This window comes from Janthinobacterium sp. SUN120 (assembly GCF_030397735.1).
Classification (GTDB): Bacteria; Pseudomonadota; Gammaproteobacteria; order Burkholderiales; family Burkholderiaceae_D; genus Janthinobacterium; species Janthinobacterium kumbetense.
In genome coordinates this window covers 1,652,988-1,671,748 of the sequence record NZ_JAPUBW010000001.1, presented here as the reverse complement: position 1 = coordinate 1,671,748, position 18,761 = coordinate 1,652,988, and the positions used below count along the sequence as shown (strand labels likewise).

Sequence of the window (18,761 nt, the reverse complement as noted above, 5' to 3'; positions counted from 1 at the left end):
ATGACTACCCCGATGATCGGCCACTTTATTGGTGGCAACCCCATGGCGTCGCGCTCCGAGCGCACCAGCGACGTTTTTAACCCTGCCACGGGTGCCGTCACGGCGAAAGTATCGCTGGCGACGCCTTCCGAGCTGAACGCGGCCGTGGCCGCCGCCCATGCGGCCTTTCCCGCCTGGTCGCAAACCTCGCCGCTGCGCCGCGCCCGTGTCATGTTCAAGTTCAAGGAATTGCTGGAAGAACATGCGGATCAATTGGCGGCCCTGATCACGGCCGAACACGGCAAGGTGTTCACGGATGCGAAAGGGGAAGTGACGCGCGGCATCGAAGTGGTGGAATTTGCCTGCGGTATCCCGCAAATGATGAAGGGCGAATATTCGGAGCAAGTGGCCGGCGGCATCGACGCCTGGTCGATCCGCCAGGCATTGGGCGTGTGCGTCGGCATCACGCCGTTCAATTTCCCCGTGATGGTGCCGATGTGGATGTTCCCGATGGCGATCGCCTGCGGCAATACCTTCGTCTTGAAACCGTCCGAGCGCGACCCGTCGGCCAGCCTGCTGTTGGCGCAGCTGTTGACGGACGCGGGCTTGCCCGATGGCGTCTTCAACGTGGTGCAGGGAGATAAGGAAGCCGTGGATGGCTTGCTGCACCACCCGGACGTGCGCGCCGTCAGTTTCGTCGGTTCCACGCCGATTGCCGAGTACATCTACGCCACCGGCTGCGCGCAGGGCAAGCGCGTGCAAGCCTTGGGCGGCGCGAAAAACCACATGGTCGTCATGCCGGATGCGGACATTCCGCAGACGGTCGACGCCCTGATGGGCGCCGCCTTCGGTTCGGCTGGCGAGCGCTGCATGGCCATTTCCGTCGTCGTGGCGGTGGGCAATGTGGCCGACCAACTGGTCGAGGCGCTGGTGCCGCGCATCGCGGCCCTGAAAATCACCCAAGGCATGGATTTAACAGCGGAAATGGGCCCGGTGGTCACGCAAGTGCACAAGGAGAAGATTGCCGGCTACATCGCCACGGGCGTCAAGGAAGGCGCCAAGCTGGTCAGTGACGGGCGCGGCTTTGTCTTGCCCGGCCATGAACAGGGCTTTTTCCTCGGCGGCAGCCTGTTCGACCATGTGACGCCGGAGATGACGATCTATAAAGAGGAAATCTTCGGTCCCGTGCTGTGCATCGTGCGCGTGCCCGACTTCGCTACCGCGCTGGACCTCGTCAACGCGCATGAGTACGGCAACGGCACGGCGATCTATACGCGCGACGGCAATACGGCGCGCGAATACACGCACCGCGTGCAGGTGGGCATGGTGGGCGTGAACGTGCCGATCCCCGTGCCGATGGCCTTCCACAGCTTCGGCGGCTGGAAGCGCAGCCTGTTCGGCGACCACCACGCGCATGGCCCGGAATCCGTGCGCTTCTACACGAAACAGAAGGCCGTCACCCAGCGCTGGCCGGCTTCGACGGCGGCCGGGGCCGAGTTTGCCATGCCGACCTTGAAGTAAAATCCGCTGTAAAACCGGCTGGTTCGCTTCTTGCTTACTGCAATGGTTAATTGTTTAGCCATTGCAGATCGCTCCCATGACGTCCAGCCGTACCCAGCCTTTGCGCATCGTTGTCGTCAACACCATTGTCGAGCACGGCGTGCACGAGAATGCGGCCCTGGCTGCCCAAGTGCAGCGCGGCAATGCCTTGCGCATCGGCTTGCTGGAATCGGGCTTCGACATCGTCGCCTCCCTTCCAGCCGACCTCTACCTCCCCGAGCGCATCGCGCAACTGCAGCCTGACCTCATCATCATCGACGCCGAATCGGATGCGCGCGACGTACTCGAGCACATCGTCATCGCCACGCGCGACGAGCGCCGCCCCATCGTGCTGTTTACCGAAGACGGCGCCACGGCCAGCATCGACGCGGCCATGGCGGCCGGCGTGTCCGCCTATATCGTGGCCGGCTTGCATGCCGAGCGCATCTTGCCCGTGCTGAACGTGGCGTTGGCGCGCTTTCGCCAGGAAGAAAAATTGCGCGCCGAATTGCTCGACACGCGGCACAAGTTGTTTGAGCGCAAGGTGATCGAACGGGCCAAGGGCCTGTTGATGACGCATCACGGCTTGACGGAAGACCAGGCTTACCAGCGCTTGCGCAGCATGGCCATGAACAAGAAACTCAAGCTGGCGGACATTGCCCAGCGCATCCTCGACGTGGAGGACTTGCTGGGATGAATCGTCCATTTCCTGACACATGCTGGTGCAGTGCACCATTCCGGTGCGCTTCCAGCTGCCTGGGACAGGGCATGCACAGGCACGGTCCTTGCTGCTGGATGGGCATGACCTTGCCCATGTCGGCACGGCAAAACAGTATTTATCAGCAAGGAATGGTATGACACAGCAAGCGGGCGCCAATGCCCACCCGACGCGCCCACTGCAGCCGGAAAAACAGACGATACGCATCGGCTACCTGCCGCTGACCGATTGCGCCTCGCTGGTGATGGCTTCAAAGCTGGGCCTGGATGAAAAATATGGCATCAAGATCGAACTGAGCCGGGAGATGTCGTGGGCCGGCGTGCGCGACAAATTGAATAGCGGCGAACTCGACGCTGCCCATGTGTTGTACGGTCTCGTGTATGGCGTGCAGATGGGCATTGGCGGGCAGCGGCACGACATGGCCGTATTGATGAATCTCAATCACAGCGGCCAGGCCGTCACCCTGTCGGCGGCGCTGGCGCGCGAGGGCGCCCACGATGGCCCCACATTGGCGCGGCACATGCGCGGCGCGGCGCGGCCCTTTGCGTTTGCGCATACTTTCCCGACCGGCAACCACGCGATGCTGTTGCAATACTGGCTGGCCGCGCAGGGCATCGATCCGCTGCGCGACGCGCGCGTGATGACGGTGCCGCCGTCGCAGATGGTGGCCGCCTTGCGCGCGGGGCAGATGGATGGTTTTTGCGCGGGCGAACCATGGGGTTACAAGGCCATCGTCGATGGCGTGGGCGTGACGGCCACCACCAGCGGCGCCATCTGGCCCGACCATCCGGGCAAGGTGCTGGGCACCAGCGCCGCGTTTGCCCACCAGCATCCGAACAGTTGCCGCGCCCTGATCGCCGCCGTGCTCGAGGCGGGGCGCTGGATCGATGCCAGCGATGCCAACCGGCTGGCCATGGCGGCCACCCTGGCCGAGCCTGCTTATCTGAATACGCCGCAGGAAACGCTGGCGCCGCGCATCCTCGGTCATTATCAGGATGGCCTGGGCAAGACGTGGGACGAGGCGCACGGTTTGAAGTTTTATGGCGCCGGCGCCGTCAATTTCCCCTACCTGTCGGACGGCATGTGGTTCATGACCCAGCACCGGCGCTGGGGCTTGCTGCGCGACGAACCCGATTACCTGGCGGTGGCTAGGCAAGTCAACCGCATCGACCTGTATCGCCAGGCGGCGGAAATGACGGCCACGCCCTTGCCGTCGTCACCGCTGCGCAGCTCGACCCTGTGCGACGGCGTCGTGTGGGACGGCAGCGCACCGGAAGCGTACGCGGCATCGTTTGCCATCGGCCATTTTTTCTAATTGGAGAGTTCATCATGGCGCAACTTGGAAGCGTGACCCTGGTCGGCGCCGGTCCCGGCGATCCGGACTTGCTGACCATCAAGGCCGTGAAGGCCATCGCGCGGGCCGACGTGGTGCTGATCGACGACCTCGTCAATCCGGCCATCCTCGCGCATGCGGCGCCCGGCGTGCGCGTGGTCGAGGTGGGCAAGCGGGGCGGCTGTGCTTCCACGCCGCAAGCCTTCATCGAGCGACTGATGCTGGCCGAAGCGCGCGCCGGCCTGCACGTGGTGCGGCTGAAAGGGGGCGACCCCTATCTGTTCGGGCGCGGCGGCGAAGAGCGCGCCTACCTGCGCAGCCACGGCGTGGCCGTCGAGGTGATCCCTGGTATCAGCAGCGGCCTGGCCGCGCCGTCCAGCATCGGCGTGCCGCTGACGCACCGCGGCTGGAGCCAGGGCGCCATTTTTGTCACGGGCCATGGCAAGGATAGCGCTTCGGAACCGAACTGGCTTGCGCTGGCGCAAAGCGGCCTGACGCTCGTCATCTACATGGGCGTGGCCAGGGTGGCGGCCATCCAGGCCGGCTTGCTCGCTGGCGGCATGGCGCCCGGCACGGCCGTGGCCGTGGTGCAATCGGCCAGCTTGCCGGCCCAGCGCCAGCTGCTGAGCACCTTGCAGCGCTTGCCGGACGATTTGCTGGCCAGCGGCCTGGGCAGCCCCAGCATCATCGTCGTGGGCGAAGTGGTGCGCTGCGCCGATGCCTGGGACGACCATGGCGCACAGGGCTTGCTGGCCGCGGCCGTGTGATTTAGCGGATCGGCAGGGCCACGGGGCGGATGGGCGCCGCGTCGCCGCCGCGGAATTTCAGGGAGGCGCCGATGAAGGCGAACTGGTAGACCTTGTCGCGCGACAAGCCTTCCAGGTCGACCAGTTCCAGGATGGGCGTGCCCTGCTGCGCCAGCAGGTAGGTGTGCACGGGCAGGTAATTGCCGGCCACTTCGGAGGGAAACGCCTCGAAACTGAGGTTGTCCGCGCCCACCACCATGGCGCCGCCATCTTCCACGAGGAATTTCGCCGCGTCCAGCGACAGGCCGGGCGGGTTCGCCATATAGGCTTGCGCCTGCTCATAGTGCTGCATGCGGCCCGTGCGTATCAGCACCACGTCGTCTTTTTCCAGCGTCACCTTCTGTTGCGCCAGCGCCGCGCGCAAATCCTGCCGCGTCACGCGGTAATTGTCGGGCAGCTGCTGTAATCCCTTGGCCACGGCCACGTCGATCAGCACGCCGCGCGCGACGATGGGCGGCAGTTTTTCCGCGCCCGTCACGGTCCAGCCCCGGTCGCCCAGGTATTGCTCTTCCGTAAAACCGTTCCAGATCTTGCCGTTCAAGCCGAAGTGGTTGAGCGCGTCGATATGCGTGCCCATGTGCGCATACATGGAGACGGCCGAGCCCGTGTAACTGACGTGGCGGTTCATCTGTTCGCCCACGTGCATCGAGTCGGCCACCACGTTGCCCTTCGGCGTGTGCGTCATCCACATCTGGTAGGGCGGGTCGCCTGCCGCCTGCCAGCTGGGCATGCCGACATAGAAATCGACGGCCAGGTCGTAGCTCTTGCCGCCGTCGATGCGGGCCAGGATGGCGGCGCGCGAGGCGGCCGTCATCAGGTTCAGGCGACCGATCTCGTCTTTCGGGCCCCAGGGGCTGATGCCCACTTCGGGCAGGGCGGTGGCCGGGGCGGCTTGTACTGCGCCGGCCAGCAGCGCCAGCAGCAGGGTGGCCAGGGTGGCGGATGGTTTGAACATGGGGTACTCCTTGCGTGACATGAATGAAGAAGCCGCCATCATATTATTTTCAATTCCAATGATAATCAGCGATAAAATAATAAGATATTCAACTGCAAGGAAAGAATCATGGATGTCCTGGCGCACATGCGCGTGTTTCGCAAGGTGGTCGAGCGCGACAGCTTCAGCAAGGCGGCGCTGGACCTGAACCAGTCGGCGGCGGCCATCAGCAAGCAGGTGCGCCAGCTGGAAGCACATCTGGGCACGGTGCTGCTGGTACGCACGACGCGGCGCATGAGTTTGTCGGACGGCGGACGTGCCTATTATCTGGAATGCTGCCGGCTGCTCGATGAAATCGACGCGCTGGAACTGGCCACGCGCGGCTGCACCGGCAAGGTGGCGGGGCGCTTGCGCGTGAACGCGCCGCTGTCGTTTGGCCTGAAGGTGCTGTCGCCGCTGCTGCCGGTGTTCATGGCGCGCCATCCGGAAGTGAGAATCGAGATGACGCTGGACGACCGCCTGCGCGACGTGGTGGGCGAGGGCTATGACGTGTCGCTGCGCATCCGCGCCGCGCTGGCCGATTCGTCCCTGGTGGCGCGCCGCCTGGGCGACGTCGAGCAAATGATTTGCGCATCGCCCGCCTATCTGGCGCGGCGCGGCACGCCCCGGCTGGCGCAGGACTTGCACGACCACGATTGCCTGGCTTACCGGCTGGCGGACAGCCCCGGGGTCTGGCAGCTGGACGGCCCGGAAGGGAGCAGCAGCATCGTCCTGCCCGTGCGCTTTTCCGCCGACAGCAGCCTGCTGCTGGCCGACATGCTGGCGGCGGGCATCGGCGTGGGCGCGCTGCCGTCGTTCGTCGCCGCGCCGCTGCTGGCCAGCGGCGCCCTGGTGCGCGTGCTGCCGTCGCACGGCATGGCCAGGCGCGGCGTGTATGCCTTGACGCCCGACGGACGCCACGTGCAGGAAAAGGTGCGCGCCTTTTGCGACTTCCTGGCCGGGGCGCTGCGGGGGGCCTAGGCGCCAGGTGTTTTCCAGGGCAACCATCGAACGCGCTTTTTTTCATGTACAGGTGCGTCGCACAGGGGCTTTGATAGTATCCTCGTACTTGCTGGGCGGCCGGGGCGCCGCACATTCAAGGAAACCGGAATAAGCGATCGACAATGCACAATTTGAGCAAGCGCGGGGCGGGATCAGGCATCAGGATATGGGCGGGGGGCTTGCTGCTGGCGTTGGCGGTGGGCGGCGCCCTGTATGCGGGCGCGGCGCGCACGGTCGATGACGATGCCGAACAGCGTTTCGACAACCTCACGCATGGCGCCCAGCATAGCCTGATCACGCGCGTAAAAAGCTATTCCGACCTGCTGCGCGGCCTCGAAGCCCTGTTTCGCACGAGCGAGCAGCTGACGCGCCGGCAGTTTCACGATTACGTGGCCGGCCTCGATATCGCGCGCCAGTTCCCGGCCATCGAATCGGTCAATTACGCGGTGGCCGTGCCGTCGGCGCAGCGCGCGGCCTTCATCGAGGCAGTGCGCCGCGACACCAGCCTGGCGCCGCGCGGCTATCCCGCCTTCACCATCCGTCCCGCGGGGGAGCGGCCGGAATACGCGGTGCTCACCTATCTGGAACCCGATTCCCTGCTGGCCGAACGCATGGGCGTCGATATCGGCGCCAACCCGCTGGTGGCGCAGGCCCTGGCGCAGGCGCGCGACAGCGGCGAAGTCAGCGCGTCTGGCCAGGTGATCATGATCAAGGGGCCGCCCGCGCACGTGGGCCTGGGCATGCGCCTGCCCGTGTACCGCAACGGCATGCCGCAAGGCAGCGTGGCCGAGCGCCGCGCCGCCTATCAGGGTTCCGTCGGCATCGGCTTTGGCGTGGCGCAGCTGGTGCACAGCGCGCTCGAACGCAGCGCCCTGGAGCCGCTGCACCTGACCCTGTACAGCGCTGCCGACGCGACGCCCGCCGATGGCGCCCTGCGCATCACGCCGCAGGACCGCCTGCTGTTCAACGATGACGGCGACCTGGCGGCGACGCCGCCGCAACCGGGTAGCGATGCCGACTATTTCGACCAGGTGCTGCCCGTGGCGTACCAGGGCGGCCTGTGGAAAGCCCATTTCCGCGTGCGCAAGGCGGAGCTGTACAGCCCATTCGACCGCTATTTCCCGTGGCTGGCGCTGGCCGTCGGCGTGGCCGGCACCCTGCTCATTTATGGCTACATCTTTACCCTGTACCGTTCGCGCCGCAACGCGGTGGCGCAGCGCACCCTGCTCGATACGGTGCTCGACAGCGTCGACGCCTACGTCTACATGAAGGACGCCGACCTGCGCTACCGCTACGTGAATGCGCGCACGGCGAAGATACTGGGCCGTTCGGTGGAGCAGCTGATCGGCCGCCAGGATGGCGAATTGATGCTCGGCGATGCGGCGGCGTCCGTGCAGCGCACGGAGCGCCAGGTGTTCGACAGCGGCGCCAAGTTCGTCGGCGAGGAGCGCTTCGTCGATGCGCAGGGCCAGGTGCATCACCTGTGGAGCGTGAAGGTACCGCTGGGCTTGCCCGGTCCCGTCACGGGCCTGATCGGCCTGTCCACCGACGTGACGGAACTGCACCGCCTGAAGGAACAGGCCGACGCGGCCAGCCAGGCCAAGAGCGACTTCCTGTCGAACATGAGCCATGAAATCCGCACGCCGATGAACAGCATCATCGGCATGGCGCACCTGGCGCTGAAATCCGTGGCCGACGCGCGCCAGCGCGACTATCTGCAGAAGATCTTCCATTCGGGCCAGCACTTGCTGGGCCTGATCAACGATATCCTCGACTTTTCCAAGATCGAGGCGGGCAAGCTGGAACTGGAAGTGCTGGACTTCCGTCTCGATACCCTGCTGGCGAACATCGCCAGCCAGCTGGGCGACGCGGCCGCCGTCAAGGGCCTGGCGCTGCAGTTCGATATCGCGCCGGAACTGCCGCAGCGCTGGCGCGGCGACCCGCTGCGCCTGGAGCAGGTCTTGCTGAACCTGACCAGCAACGCCATCAAGTTTTCCGACAATGGCAGCATCTTCGTGCGCGTGCGCCAGTCCGAGGAGCGGGGCAGCCACGGCATGCTGCGCTTCGAAGTGCAGGACCGCGGCATCGGCATGAATCAGGAAGAGGTGGCGCAGCTGTTCCGCTCCTTCCACCAGGCCGACCCGTCGACCACGCGCAAGTATGGCGGCAGCGGCCTGGGGCTGGTGATCAGCAAGCAGCTGGTGGAGCTCATGGGTGGCAAGGTGGGCGTGTACAGCCAGCCTGGCCTGGGCAGCACCTTCTGGTTCACGGCGCGCCTGGAGAAAAGCGCGCAGGCCAGCGACGAGCGCATCGCCGAAGTGGAACCGGAAGTGCTGGGCGTGATCCGCGGCGCATCCATCCTGCTGGTGGAAGATAACGTCTTCAGCCAGCAGGTGGGCTGCGAATTGCTGGAAGACGCAGGCGCCACCGTCTGCGTCGCCTGCAATGGCCGCGAAGCGCTGGAATTGCTGGCCCAGCGGCGCTACGACTGCGTGTTGATGGACGTGCAGATGCCGGAGATGGACGGCTTCGAGGCGACGCGCCGCATCCGCGCCGACCCGCAGCTTGCCGGCCTGCTGGTGATCGCCATGACGGCCAATGCGGGCAGCGAAGACCGCGCCCGCTGCCTGGCGGCCGGCATGGACGAATTTTTGACCAAGCCGATCGCCCCGAATCTGCTGTTCCACCTGCTGGCGAAATGGTTTCGCCTGCGTGGCGGGATTGGCGGCATCGGCGGCATCGGCCATGTGCGCGCGGGCGACAGGCTGGTGGCGGTGCCGAAAGCGCCGCCATCGGCCGCCTCGCCGGACTTGCGCGATACGGCCATCCTCGACCTGGCCACCCTGGCGCTCACGTTCAGCAATGACCCCGTGAAGATGCGCAAGTACACCCAGCTGTTTCTCGATACGGCGCGCGACGGCATCGCCGAAATGGAGCAAGCCATGGCGCTGGAAGACCTGGGGCGCCTGGCCGACCTGGGCCACCGCAGCAAATCGTCGGCGCTGGCCGTCGGCGCCCATGCCTTTGCCAGCCTGTGCGCGTCGATCGAAGGCTTGCGCCTTGGCGGCGACTTGCAGCAGGCGCGCGCCCTGCTGACGGCCCTGGGGCCGGCCCTGGCGCAGGTGGCGGAACAAATTTCCGTGGAATTTGCCGCCAGCGACGCTCCCTGACGCAGGCAGCGGCGATAATACGCGTTTGACGTCTCCGGCCACCCGGCCCGAGACGCGGCAACCCATCGGATCAGCATGCATACTCCCGTCACGCCCGGCCTCCTCATCCTGCATGGCAACCAGCTGGAACAGCTGCGCGCCGCCGTCTTCCAGTGGCTGCGCCAGCATCCGCTGGCGCCCCTGGAAACGGATATCTTCCTGGTGCAGTCGAACGGCGTGGCCGAATGGCTGAAGATCGCCCTGGCCGAGGAGATGGGGGTGTGCGCCGCCACGCGCATCGCGCTGCCGGCGCGCCTGCTGTGGGAAAGCTACCGGGGCATGCTGGGGCGCGAGCGCGTGCCGCGCGTGTCGCCGTTCGATAAATCCCCGCTGACGTGGCGTTTGATGCGCCTGTTGCCGTCCTTGCTGGCCGACCCGGTCTTCGCGCCGCTGCGCTACTTCCTTGCCGATGGCGACAGCGAGCGCCGGCTGCAGCTGGCCGAACGCCTGGCCGACTTGTTCGACCAGTACCAGGTCTACCGCGCCGACTGGCTGGCAGATTGGGCGGCGGGGCGCGACCAGCTGCGCACGGCGCGCAATGAAACCATCGCACTGAAGGAAGACCAGCGCTGGCAGGCGCAGTTGTGGCGCGCCGTGGCTGCCGACGTCGAGGCCTTCGAGCGCGACACGGGCCGCGCCGACATCCACGACGCCTTCCTGGCGGCGATTGCCGCCGGCGATGCGCCGGTGGGCAAGCTGCCGCGCCGCGTCGTGCTGTTCGGCGTGTCGGCCTTGCCGTACCAGACCTTGCAGGCGCTGGCCGCGCTGGCGCGCCACACGCAGGTGGTGCTGGCCGTGCCGAATCCGTGCCAGTTCTACTGGGGCGACATCATCGACGGGCGCGACTTGCTGCGCGCGGAAAACAAGCGCCAGCGGCAGCGCAACGGCACCGACCTGGCGCAAATCCCGCTCGAAGCGTTGCATGCGCACAGCCACCCGTTGCTGGCCAGCTGGGGCAGGCAAGGGCGCGATTTCATCCGCATGCTCGACGAATTCGACGAGCACGCGCAAGCCGAGGGGCGCGACGACAGCCTGCGCATCGACCTGTTTGGCGAGGAGGTGGGCGAGACCCTGCTGCAGCAGGTGCAGGTGGCCATCCGCGAACTGCGCCCGCTGGCGGAACACGAGCAAACGCCGCCCGATGCGGCCGACCGTTCGATCGAATTTCACGTGGCGCACAGCGTGCAGCGCGAAGTGGAAGTGCTGCACGACCAGTTGCTGGCCATGTTCGCGCACAGCGCCCAGACGGGCCTGCGCCCGCGCGACGTGGTGGTGATGGTGCCCGACATCGACACCTTCACGGCCGCCATCCACGCCGTCTTCGGCCAGTACCGGCGCAATGACGAGCGTTTCATCCCGTTCGAGATCGGCGACGTGAAGGACCGCAGCGTCAATCCGCTGCTCGTCGCGCTCGAGTGGCTGCTGCAGCTGCCGCAGCAGCGCTGCCGCCAGAGCGAAGTGCGCGACTTGCTCGACGTGCCCGCGCTGGCGGCACGTTTCGGCCTGCAGCCGGACGACCTGGCCACCCTGGGCGCCTGGATCGAAGGGGCGGGCGTGCGCTGGGGCCTGGACCAGGAACACCGCGCCGGCCTGGGGCTGGGCGCGGCGGGCGAGCAGAATGCGTGGATCTTCGGCGTGCGGCGCATGCTGCTCGGCTATGCCAGCGGCAGTGGCGCCAGCTTTGGCGGCATCGAACCGTATGCGGAAGTGGGCGGCCTCGATGCGGCGCTGGCGGGCTCGCTGGCGCAACTGGTCGAGGCGCTGCTGCACTGGCGCACGGTGCTGGCCGGCGCGCGCACGCCAGCCGAGTGGAGCGTGCAGGCGCGCGCGCTGCTGGCCGCGTTTTTCGACGCCGACGACGAAGGCGACCGTTTGACCCTGGCGCAGCTCGAAGGCGCCTTGCAGGGCTGGCTGGAAACCTGCGAACACGCGGGCTTCGTCGAGCCGGTGCCGCTGTCCGTGCTGCGTGTGGCGTGGCTGGGCGCGCTGGACGAGCCCACCCTGAACCATCAATTCGTCTCCGGCGGCGTGACTTTCTGCACCCTGATGCCGATGCGCGCCGTGCCGTTCCGCGTGGTCTGCCTGCTGGGCATGAACGATGGCGATTTCCCGCGCCGCGCGCAGAAGGCCGATTTCGACTTGCTGGCGCTGCCCGGCATGGCGCGCCCGGGCGACCGTTCGCGCCGCGACGACGACCGTTACCTGATGCTCGAAGCCTTGCTGGCCGCGCGCGATAAATTGTACGTGAGCTGGGTGGGGCGCAATGTGCGCGACAATTCCGAGCAGCCGCCGTCCGTGCTGGTGTCGCAGCTGCGCGATTATCTGGCCGCCGGCTGGTCGCTGGACCGGCACCTGGTATCGCTGACCACCGAGCATGCGCTGCAGCCGTTCAGCCGCCGCTATTTCGAGGCCGATGGCTTGCTGACTTATGCGCGCGAATGGCGTGTCGCGCATGCCGATGCGGATGCGCAGGCCGCCGTGCTGCCGCTGGGCCCTTACGAGCTCGATCCCGGCACCCGCCTGAAGCTGGGCGAGCTGGCCAGCTTTTTGCGCCAGCCCGTCAAGTACTTTTTCCGCCGCCGCTTGAGCGTGTATTTCGCCGACGCGGCCATGCTGGGCGAGGATGAAGAGCCGTTCGGCCTGAATGCGCTCGAGCGCTATCTGCTGGAAGACACCATGCTGGACGACGGCGGCGCCCTGGAAGCGGCGGACGATGTGCGCGCCAGCCTGGAAGCGCGTGCAGCGAAGCTGGCGCGCGAAGGCGTGCTGCCCATCGGCTTGATCGGCCAGCAAGTGCAGGCGCAACTGGTCGAGGCTCTGGTGCCCGTGCGCAGCGCGTGGCTGTCCTTGCGCGCCTCGTTCCCGTACGCGGCCGACAAGCGCGCCATCAACCTGCCGTTTGGCGAAGTGCAGATCGACGACTGGCTCGACAAATTGTGCAGCAACGGGCGGGAAACGGCCTGGCTGATGCAGATTTCCTCGAAGGTGACGGACAAGGCGGGCCAGGCGCGCGGCGACAAGCTGATGCTGATGTGGCTGCGCCAGCTGGCCGCCGCCGCCCTCGGCTTCCCCGTCACCGGCTACCTGGTGGCGCGCGACGCCATCGTCAGCATGGCGCCGCTCGATCCGGCTGCTTCGCGCGCAGCGCTGGCCACCCTGCTGGCGCTGTGGCGCGAAGGCATGAACCATCCGCTGCCCACGGCGTGCAAGACGGGGCTAGCGCTGGTGCAGCAGGGCGATCCGCGCGCCGTCTACGATGGCGGCTTCGATATCTCGGGCGAGCGCGATGAACTGTGCCTGGCGCGCCTGTGGCCCGAGTTTTCCGCGCTGGCCGCCGAGGAAGCGTGGCAGGACTGCACGCGGGAGCTGTATGGCCCGCTGGCCGACTGGCTGCAAGAACACATCACCATCGACCCGATCAGCGCGCCCGATGACGGCGCGGGAGAAGAACAATGACGAGCCATCTGCTCAACCCCCTGGCGTTCCCCCTGCATGGCTCGCGTCTGATCGAGGCCTCGGCCGGCACGGGCAAGACCTGGACCATCGCCGCGCTGTACGTGCGGCTCGTGCTGGGGCATGGCGACGACGACAGCCGTTTCACGCGTCCCCTGCTGCCGGCCGACATCCTCGTGATGACATTTACCCGCGCCGCCACGCGCGAATTGTCGAACCGCGTGCGCGAGCGCCTGATCGAGGCGGCGGCTTATTTTCGTAATGAGTTTCGCCACGAATTCGGCATTGGATCCGGCGGCAGCGACCCGTTTCTCGACGCCTTGCTGGAGTCCTATCCGGACGAGAGCGAACGGCAAAAGGCCGCGCACCGGCTGATGCTGGCCGCCGAGACGATGGATGAAGCGGCCATTTTCACCATCGACGCCTGGTGTCAGCGCATGCTGCGCGAGCACGCGTTCGACAGCGGCAGCCTGTTCGACGAAGAGCTGGTCAGCGACGAGCAAGCCCTGTTCGAGGATGCGGCCCACGATTACTGGCGCCAGCAAGTCTATCCCTTGCCGCCGCAGGCGCTCGACGTGCTGCTGGCCTGCTGGCCCGACGTGGGGGCGCTGAAGAAGGGCGCGCGCGAACTGGCGCGCCGCGCGGACATCATGGGCATGGCCGACGAAGAACCGCTATCTGCCCTGATCGCGCGCGAACAGCGGGCGCTGGCCGCGCAGCTGGCCACCCTGAAGGCGGGCTGGGTCGAGCGCGTCGACCAGATGGCCGCCTGGATCAACGACCACCGCGCCGCCAATCCCAAGTGTTTCAACGGCGTCAAGATGAAGCCGGAGAACCTGGCGAAGTGGTTCGACGGTTTGCGCAAGTGGGCGCAAGACCCGCTGTTGCTGCTGCCGGCCATCACGGCCAAGGCGTGGGAACGCTTGACGCCGTTCGGCATCGAAGATGCGTTTGCCAAGAGTTTCTCGGCGCAGGTGCCCGAGTGCTTCGCGCATACGGAGGCGCTGGGGATCGCCCTGGCCGCATTGACGCCGCTGGCGCACAAGCTGCACCTGCATGCGGCGGCGGCCATCGCGCGGCGCATGGATCAGTTGAAGCGCCAGTCGCGCCAGTTCGGCTTTGCCGACATGCTGCAGCGCCTGCACGACGCGCTGGCCGGCGAGAATGGCGCGGCCCTGCGCCAGCGCATCATCGACCAGTATCCGCTGGCCATGGTCGATGAATTCCAGGATACGGCGCCGGCCCAGTACCAGATTTTCAACCTGCTGTACCGCATCGCCGACAACGACCCGGCCCTGGGCCTGTTCCTGATCGGCGACCCGAAACAGTCGATCTACGGCTTTCGTGGCGCCGACATCCAGAGCTACCTGGCGGCGCGCCGCGCGACGACCGGGCGCCACTACCAGCTGGGCACCAACTACCGCTCGACGGCACCGCTGGTGGCGGCCGTCAACCAGCTGTTCCTGCACGCCGAGCGCGACGAGGTGCCACTTGGCGCCTTCCGCTACCGCAAAGGGGATGACAATCCGCTGCCGTTCGAAGCCGTCGACGCCAAGGGCCGCGCCGAGCACCTGGTGAACGCCGGCGGTCCGCTGCCGGCCCTGCTGGCCGCTTGCGCCAGCGATGAAGGGCTGCGCGGTGACAGCTACCGCGAGTATTTCGCGCAGCACTGCGCGGAGCACATCGTCGCCATGCTGGGCGACCCGCAGGCGGGCTTCGATGGCCCCGACGGTTTTACGCGCCTGCAGCCGGCCGACGTCGCCATCCTCGTGCGCGACCGCAAGGAAGCGGCGGCCATCCGTCGCGCGCTGGCGCGTCGCCGGGTCGCCAGCGTCTACCTGTCCGACAAGGATTCCGTCGTCGACAGCGAGGAAGCGCAAGACGTGCTGCGCTGGCTGGCGGCGCTGGCCAATCCCCTCGACGGGGGACTGGCGCGCGCCGCGTTTGCCACGCGCACCATCGGCCTGTCGCTGGGCGAACTGGCGCGCCTGTCCAGCGACGAACTGGAATGGGAACGCCGGGTCGAGCAACTGAAGGCGCTGCATTTGATCTGGCAGCGCCAGGGCGTGCTGGCCATGCTGCGCCGCTTCATCCACGAGCTGCAATTGCCCGCCATGCTGCTGCAGCAGACGGGCGGCGAGCGGCGCCTGACGAATCTGCTGCACCTGGCCGAACTGCTGCAATCGGCCAGCCGCCAGCTCGATGGCGAACAGGCGCTGATACGCTGGCTGGCCGAGCAGATCGCCGGCGAAGGCGAGGGCGGCGACGAGCGCGTGCTGCGCCTGGAAAGCGATGCGGAGCTGGTGAAAGTCATCACCGTGCACAAATCCAAGGGCCTCGAATACCCGCTCGTGTATCTGCCGTTTGCCGTCACGGCGCGCAAGGTGGATAAGCGCAACCGCAGTTTCTTCGACTATGCGGATGACAAAGGCGAACGCCGCCTCGACTTGTCGCTGTCCGACGAAGCCATGGCGGCGGTCGAGGAAGCGCGCATCGAGGAAGACTTGCGCCTGTTGTACGTGGCCCTGACGCGCGCGCGCCACTTCCTGTGGCTGGGCGTGGCCGCCCAGGCGGCGCGCAAGGCGGGCGAGAATACCTTGCACGAATCGGCGCTCGGCTACCTGCTGACGGGCGGCGACAAGCTGCCGACGGAGCAATTGCTGTTGCGCTGGCAGCAGGTCGCGGGCGACTGCGACGCCATCTACGTGACTTCCCTGGCGCAGCCCGACGCCTGCACGGTGCTGGACCGGGTCGAGCGGCGCCCTGAATTGCGCCCCGCCCCCGTGTTCGCGGGCGAATTCGAGCGCGACTGGTCGGTGGGCAGCTTCACGTCGCTGACGCGCCAGATCGGCGCCGTGGCGGCCGCGCACGTGCCGCAGCGGGCGCTGGAAGAAACCCTGCTGGAAGATGGCACGGGCGTGCCCGCCGCGTCGCCACTGCAGACGGGCGACGCGCCATGGCACCGCTTCCCGCGCGGTTCCGTGCCCGGCAATTTCCTGCACGAGCAGCTCGAATGGATGGGCAGCGAAGGCTTCGACAGCGTCCACGAGGCGCACTTCGACACGCGCCTGGCCGCGCGCTGTGAGCGGGCGGGCTGGGGGCACCGCCAGGAAGACGCCATCGCCTGGCTCAGGGAAATCGCGCTCACGCCGCTGCCGCTGCTCGATGCGTCGCTGTCGCAGCTCGATAGCACCCTGTCCGAGATGGAGTTCTGGTTCCCCAGCGAGCATTTGTCCACGGGGGCGCTCGACCAGCTGTGCACGCGCCTGCTGCTGGACGGCGCGCCGCGTCCCGTGCTGCCGCGGCGCCAGCTGCACGGCATGCTGAAAGGCTTTGCCGACCTGGTCATCGAACAGGATGGCCGCTACTGGGTGCTCGACTACAAGTCGAATGCGCTGGGCGCCAACGACGCGGCCTACCACACGGCCGCGCTGGCGGCGGGCATGGCGCAGCACCGCTACGATATCCAGGGCGCCATCTACATGCTGGCCCTGCACCGGCTGCTGAAAAGCCGCCTTGGCGACGCGTACGACCCGGCCGAACACCTGGGCGGCGCCATTTTCCTGTTCCTGCGCGGTATCGCGAATGCGGATACGCATGGCTGCTACTGGCTGGCGCCGCAGCTGGAACTGCTGGACGGCCTCGATCAACTGTTAGAAGAAACGGAACACCATGCAGCATGACGCACAGATGAACGCCTTGTTTGCCCATGTCGACGGCGTCGCCGAGGATGGCCATCTGCGCCGCCTGAGCGCCGCCTTTGCCCGCTTCATCGCCAGCCTGGACGAGCAGGCGCCGGATGCGCCCGCCGTGGCCGTGGCGTGCGTGGTGCTGTCCGAGCTGGAAGGGCGGGGCCACAGCTGTTTGATGCTGGCTGACCTGGCCGGCGAACCGTCGCAGCTGCTGGGCTGGAGCGAGGAGCTGTGGCATGGCGTGCTGGCCGTTTCCGGCCCGCTGCCCGACAGCGCCGCAGGCTGGCGCGCGCTGCTGGCCCGCGCGCCGCAGGTGTGGCTGGTGGGCGCCGCCGACGTGCGCCAGCCGCTGGTGCTCGATGGCGACCGCCTGTACCTGCGCCGCTACTGGCGCGACGAAACCCTGGTGGGCGGGAAAATCGCCTTGCGCGCGCAGGATTTGAGCACGCCGCCGCTGGCGCAGGTGCGGCAATGGCTCGACATCCTGTTCGATCAGCCGACCCGGGACGGTGGCCCGGACTGGCAAAAGGTGGCGTGCGCCGTCGCCCTGCGCGGCAAGGTGGCCATCATCACGGGCGGCCCGGGGACGGGAAAAACCTACACGGTGGCCAGCCTTTTGACCTTGCTGTTTGCCGTCTCGCCGCAGCCGGAGCAGCTGCGCATCGCGCTGGCCGCGCCCACGGGCAAGGCGGCCGCGCGGCTGAAGCAGTCGATCGACAAGGCGCTGGAAGGCTTGGCGGCGAAGGCGGGCGATGCCTTGCCCCTGCTGGAATTGGCGCGGCGCATGGGCGCGGCGCGTACCCTGCACAGCTTGCTGGGCGCGCGGCCCGATACGCGCGCCTTTGCCCACCACGCGGGCAATCCGCTCGAGGTCGACGTGCTGATCGTCGATGAAGCGTCGATGGTGCACCTGGAGATGATGGCGTCCGTGCTCGACGCCTTGCCGCCCACGGCGATCCTGATCCTGCTGGGTGACAAGGACCAACTGGCGTCCGTGGAAGCGGGCGCCGTGCTGGGCGACTTGTGCCACGACGCGCAGGCGGGCGGCTATACGGCCGATACCATCGCGTATGCGCAGGCGGCCAGCGGCGTGGCCATTCCACCTGCCTTTGCGGGGGCGGCGGGCGCGCTGGCGCAGCAGACGGTGATGCTGCGTCACAGCCACCGTTTCAGCGGTCCGATTGGCGAACTGGCGCTGGCCGTGAACGGCGGCAGGCCGGATCTGGCCAAGGCCTGTTTCGCCGGCGACAGCGGCGGCCAGCTGGCGTGGAGCGTGACCGCGCAGCCGGACGAGGTGCTGCGCCTGGCCCTGCGCGGCAGGAGCGATGCGCCGGGCGGCTACCAGCCCTACCTGGAACTGGTGAATGCGGGTGAGGAGGGCTATGCGCAGCACGACGACTGGGTGCGCGCCGTGCTGCACGCTTTTGAAGCGTTCCGCATCCTGTGCGCCGTGCGCGAGGGCGAATGGGGCGTGGCGGGCCTGAATACGGCCATCGAGCTGCGGCTGGAAAAGGAAGGGCTGATACGCCGCAGCGAATGGTATGTGGGCCGTCCCGTGATGGTCACGCGCAACGACTACGGCACGGGCGTGTTCAATGGCGACATCGGGCTGACCCTGCGCGACCCTGCGCGGCCCGGCTCCCTGCGCGTGTATTTCCTGGAAGGCGAAAACGTGCGCAGCGTGCTGGCCACGCGTTTGCGCCACGTGGAGACGGCGTTCGCCATGACGGTGCACAAGTCGCAAGGCTCGGAATTCCGCCATACTGTGCTGGTGTTGCCGCAGGAAGGCGGCGCCATGCTGGCGCGCGAACTGGTTTACACGGGCATCACGCGCGCGCGCGACTTCTTCACCCTCGTCTCGCCCACGCAGGCCGTGCTGTTCGACGCCATCCTGCGCCGCACGCAGCGGGCCAGCGGCCTAAGGGGGGTGATCGGCTGATGGCTTGACCGGGTTAGACAGGTTTCCATGTGGAAATATATGTGTTGCATTCCGAATATTGATGGAAATTGTTCCGATTTTTGTGTGAGAATGCTTTCGTAGAGAAAGTAGTGCAAAA

At 67.0% G+C, this 18,761-nt stretch carries 10 protein-coding genes; 9 read left to right on the top strand and 1 reads right to left on the bottom strand.

What is annotated here, in order from left to right; genetic code table 11:
• From O0879_RS07290 to cobA, 4 genes are all read left to right on the top strand, one after another.
• Positions 1-1,500: a CoA-acylating methylmalonate-semialdehyde dehydrogenase gene (locus O0879_RS07290; RefSeq protein ID WP_289915647.1), complete on the top strand. Its 1,500-nt coding sequence runs from the start codon at positions 1-3 to the stop codon at positions 1,498-1,500.
• Positions 1,501-1,576: 76 nt separating this feature from the next.
• The gene (locus O0879_RS07285) at positions 1,577-2,215 is read left to right on the top strand and encodes an ANTAR domain-containing protein (RefSeq protein WP_099664422.1); all 639 of its coding nucleotides are present in this window, start codon (positions 1,577-1,579) and stop codon (positions 2,213-2,215) included.
• Between the two features lie 157 nt (positions 2,216-2,372).
• A complete protein-coding gene (locus tag O0879_RS07280; RefSeq protein ID WP_289913942.1) occupies positions 2,373-3,551 on the top strand; it encodes a CmpA/NrtA family ABC transporter substrate-binding protein in 1,179 nt (392 codons plus the stop codon).
• A 14-nt stretch (positions 3,552-3,565) separates the two neighbouring features.
• Complete coding sequence (cobA, locus tag O0879_RS07275; protein ID WP_289915645.1) at positions 3,566-4,336, top strand: uroporphyrinogen-III C-methyltransferase; 771 nt, start codon at positions 3,566-3,568, stop codon at positions 4,334-4,336.
• 1 nt (position 4,337) lies between these two features.
• Here cobA and O0879_RS07270 read toward each other — a convergent pair whose 3' ends face one another.
• On the bottom strand, positions 4,338-5,330 hold the full coding sequence (locus O0879_RS07270; protein WP_289915644.1) for a cyclase family protein: 993 nt from the start codon (positions 5,328-5,330) through the stop codon (positions 4,338-4,340).
• Positions 5,331-5,438: 108 nt separating this feature from the next.
• Between O0879_RS07270 and O0879_RS07265 the strand changes: the two genes are divergently transcribed.
• From O0879_RS07265 to recD, 5 genes are all read left to right on the top strand, one after another.
• Positions 5,439-6,329, top strand: coding sequence for a LysR family transcriptional regulator (locus O0879_RS07265; protein WP_289915642.1), 891 nt, complete (start codon positions 5,439-5,441; stop codon positions 6,327-6,329).
• A 143-nt stretch (positions 6,330-6,472) separates the two neighbouring features.
• Positions 6,473-9,520, top strand: coding sequence for a CHASE domain-containing protein (locus O0879_RS07260; protein ID WP_289915639.1), 3,048 nt, complete (start codon positions 6,473-6,475; stop codon positions 9,518-9,520).
• A gap of 75 nt (positions 9,521-9,595) precedes the next feature.
• Positions 9,596-13,015: an exodeoxyribonuclease V subunit gamma gene (gene recC, locus O0879_RS07255; RefSeq protein WP_289915637.1), complete on the top strand. Its 3,420-nt coding sequence runs from the start codon at positions 9,596-9,598 to the stop codon at positions 13,013-13,015.
• A complete protein-coding gene (gene recB, locus O0879_RS07250; protein ID WP_289915636.1) occupies positions 13,012-16,695 on the top strand; it encodes an exodeoxyribonuclease V subunit beta in 3,684 nt (1,227 codons plus the stop codon). Before recC ends, recB begins: the two co-directional genes overlap by 4 nt.
• On the top strand, positions 16,685-18,643 hold the full coding sequence (gene recD / locus O0879_RS07245) for an exodeoxyribonuclease V subunit alpha (protein ID WP_289915634.1): 1,959 nt from the start codon (positions 16,685-16,687) through the stop codon (positions 18,641-18,643). The genes recB and recD overlap by 11 nt, the downstream gene beginning before the upstream one ends.
• Positions 18,644-18,761 lie beyond the last annotated feature (118 nt).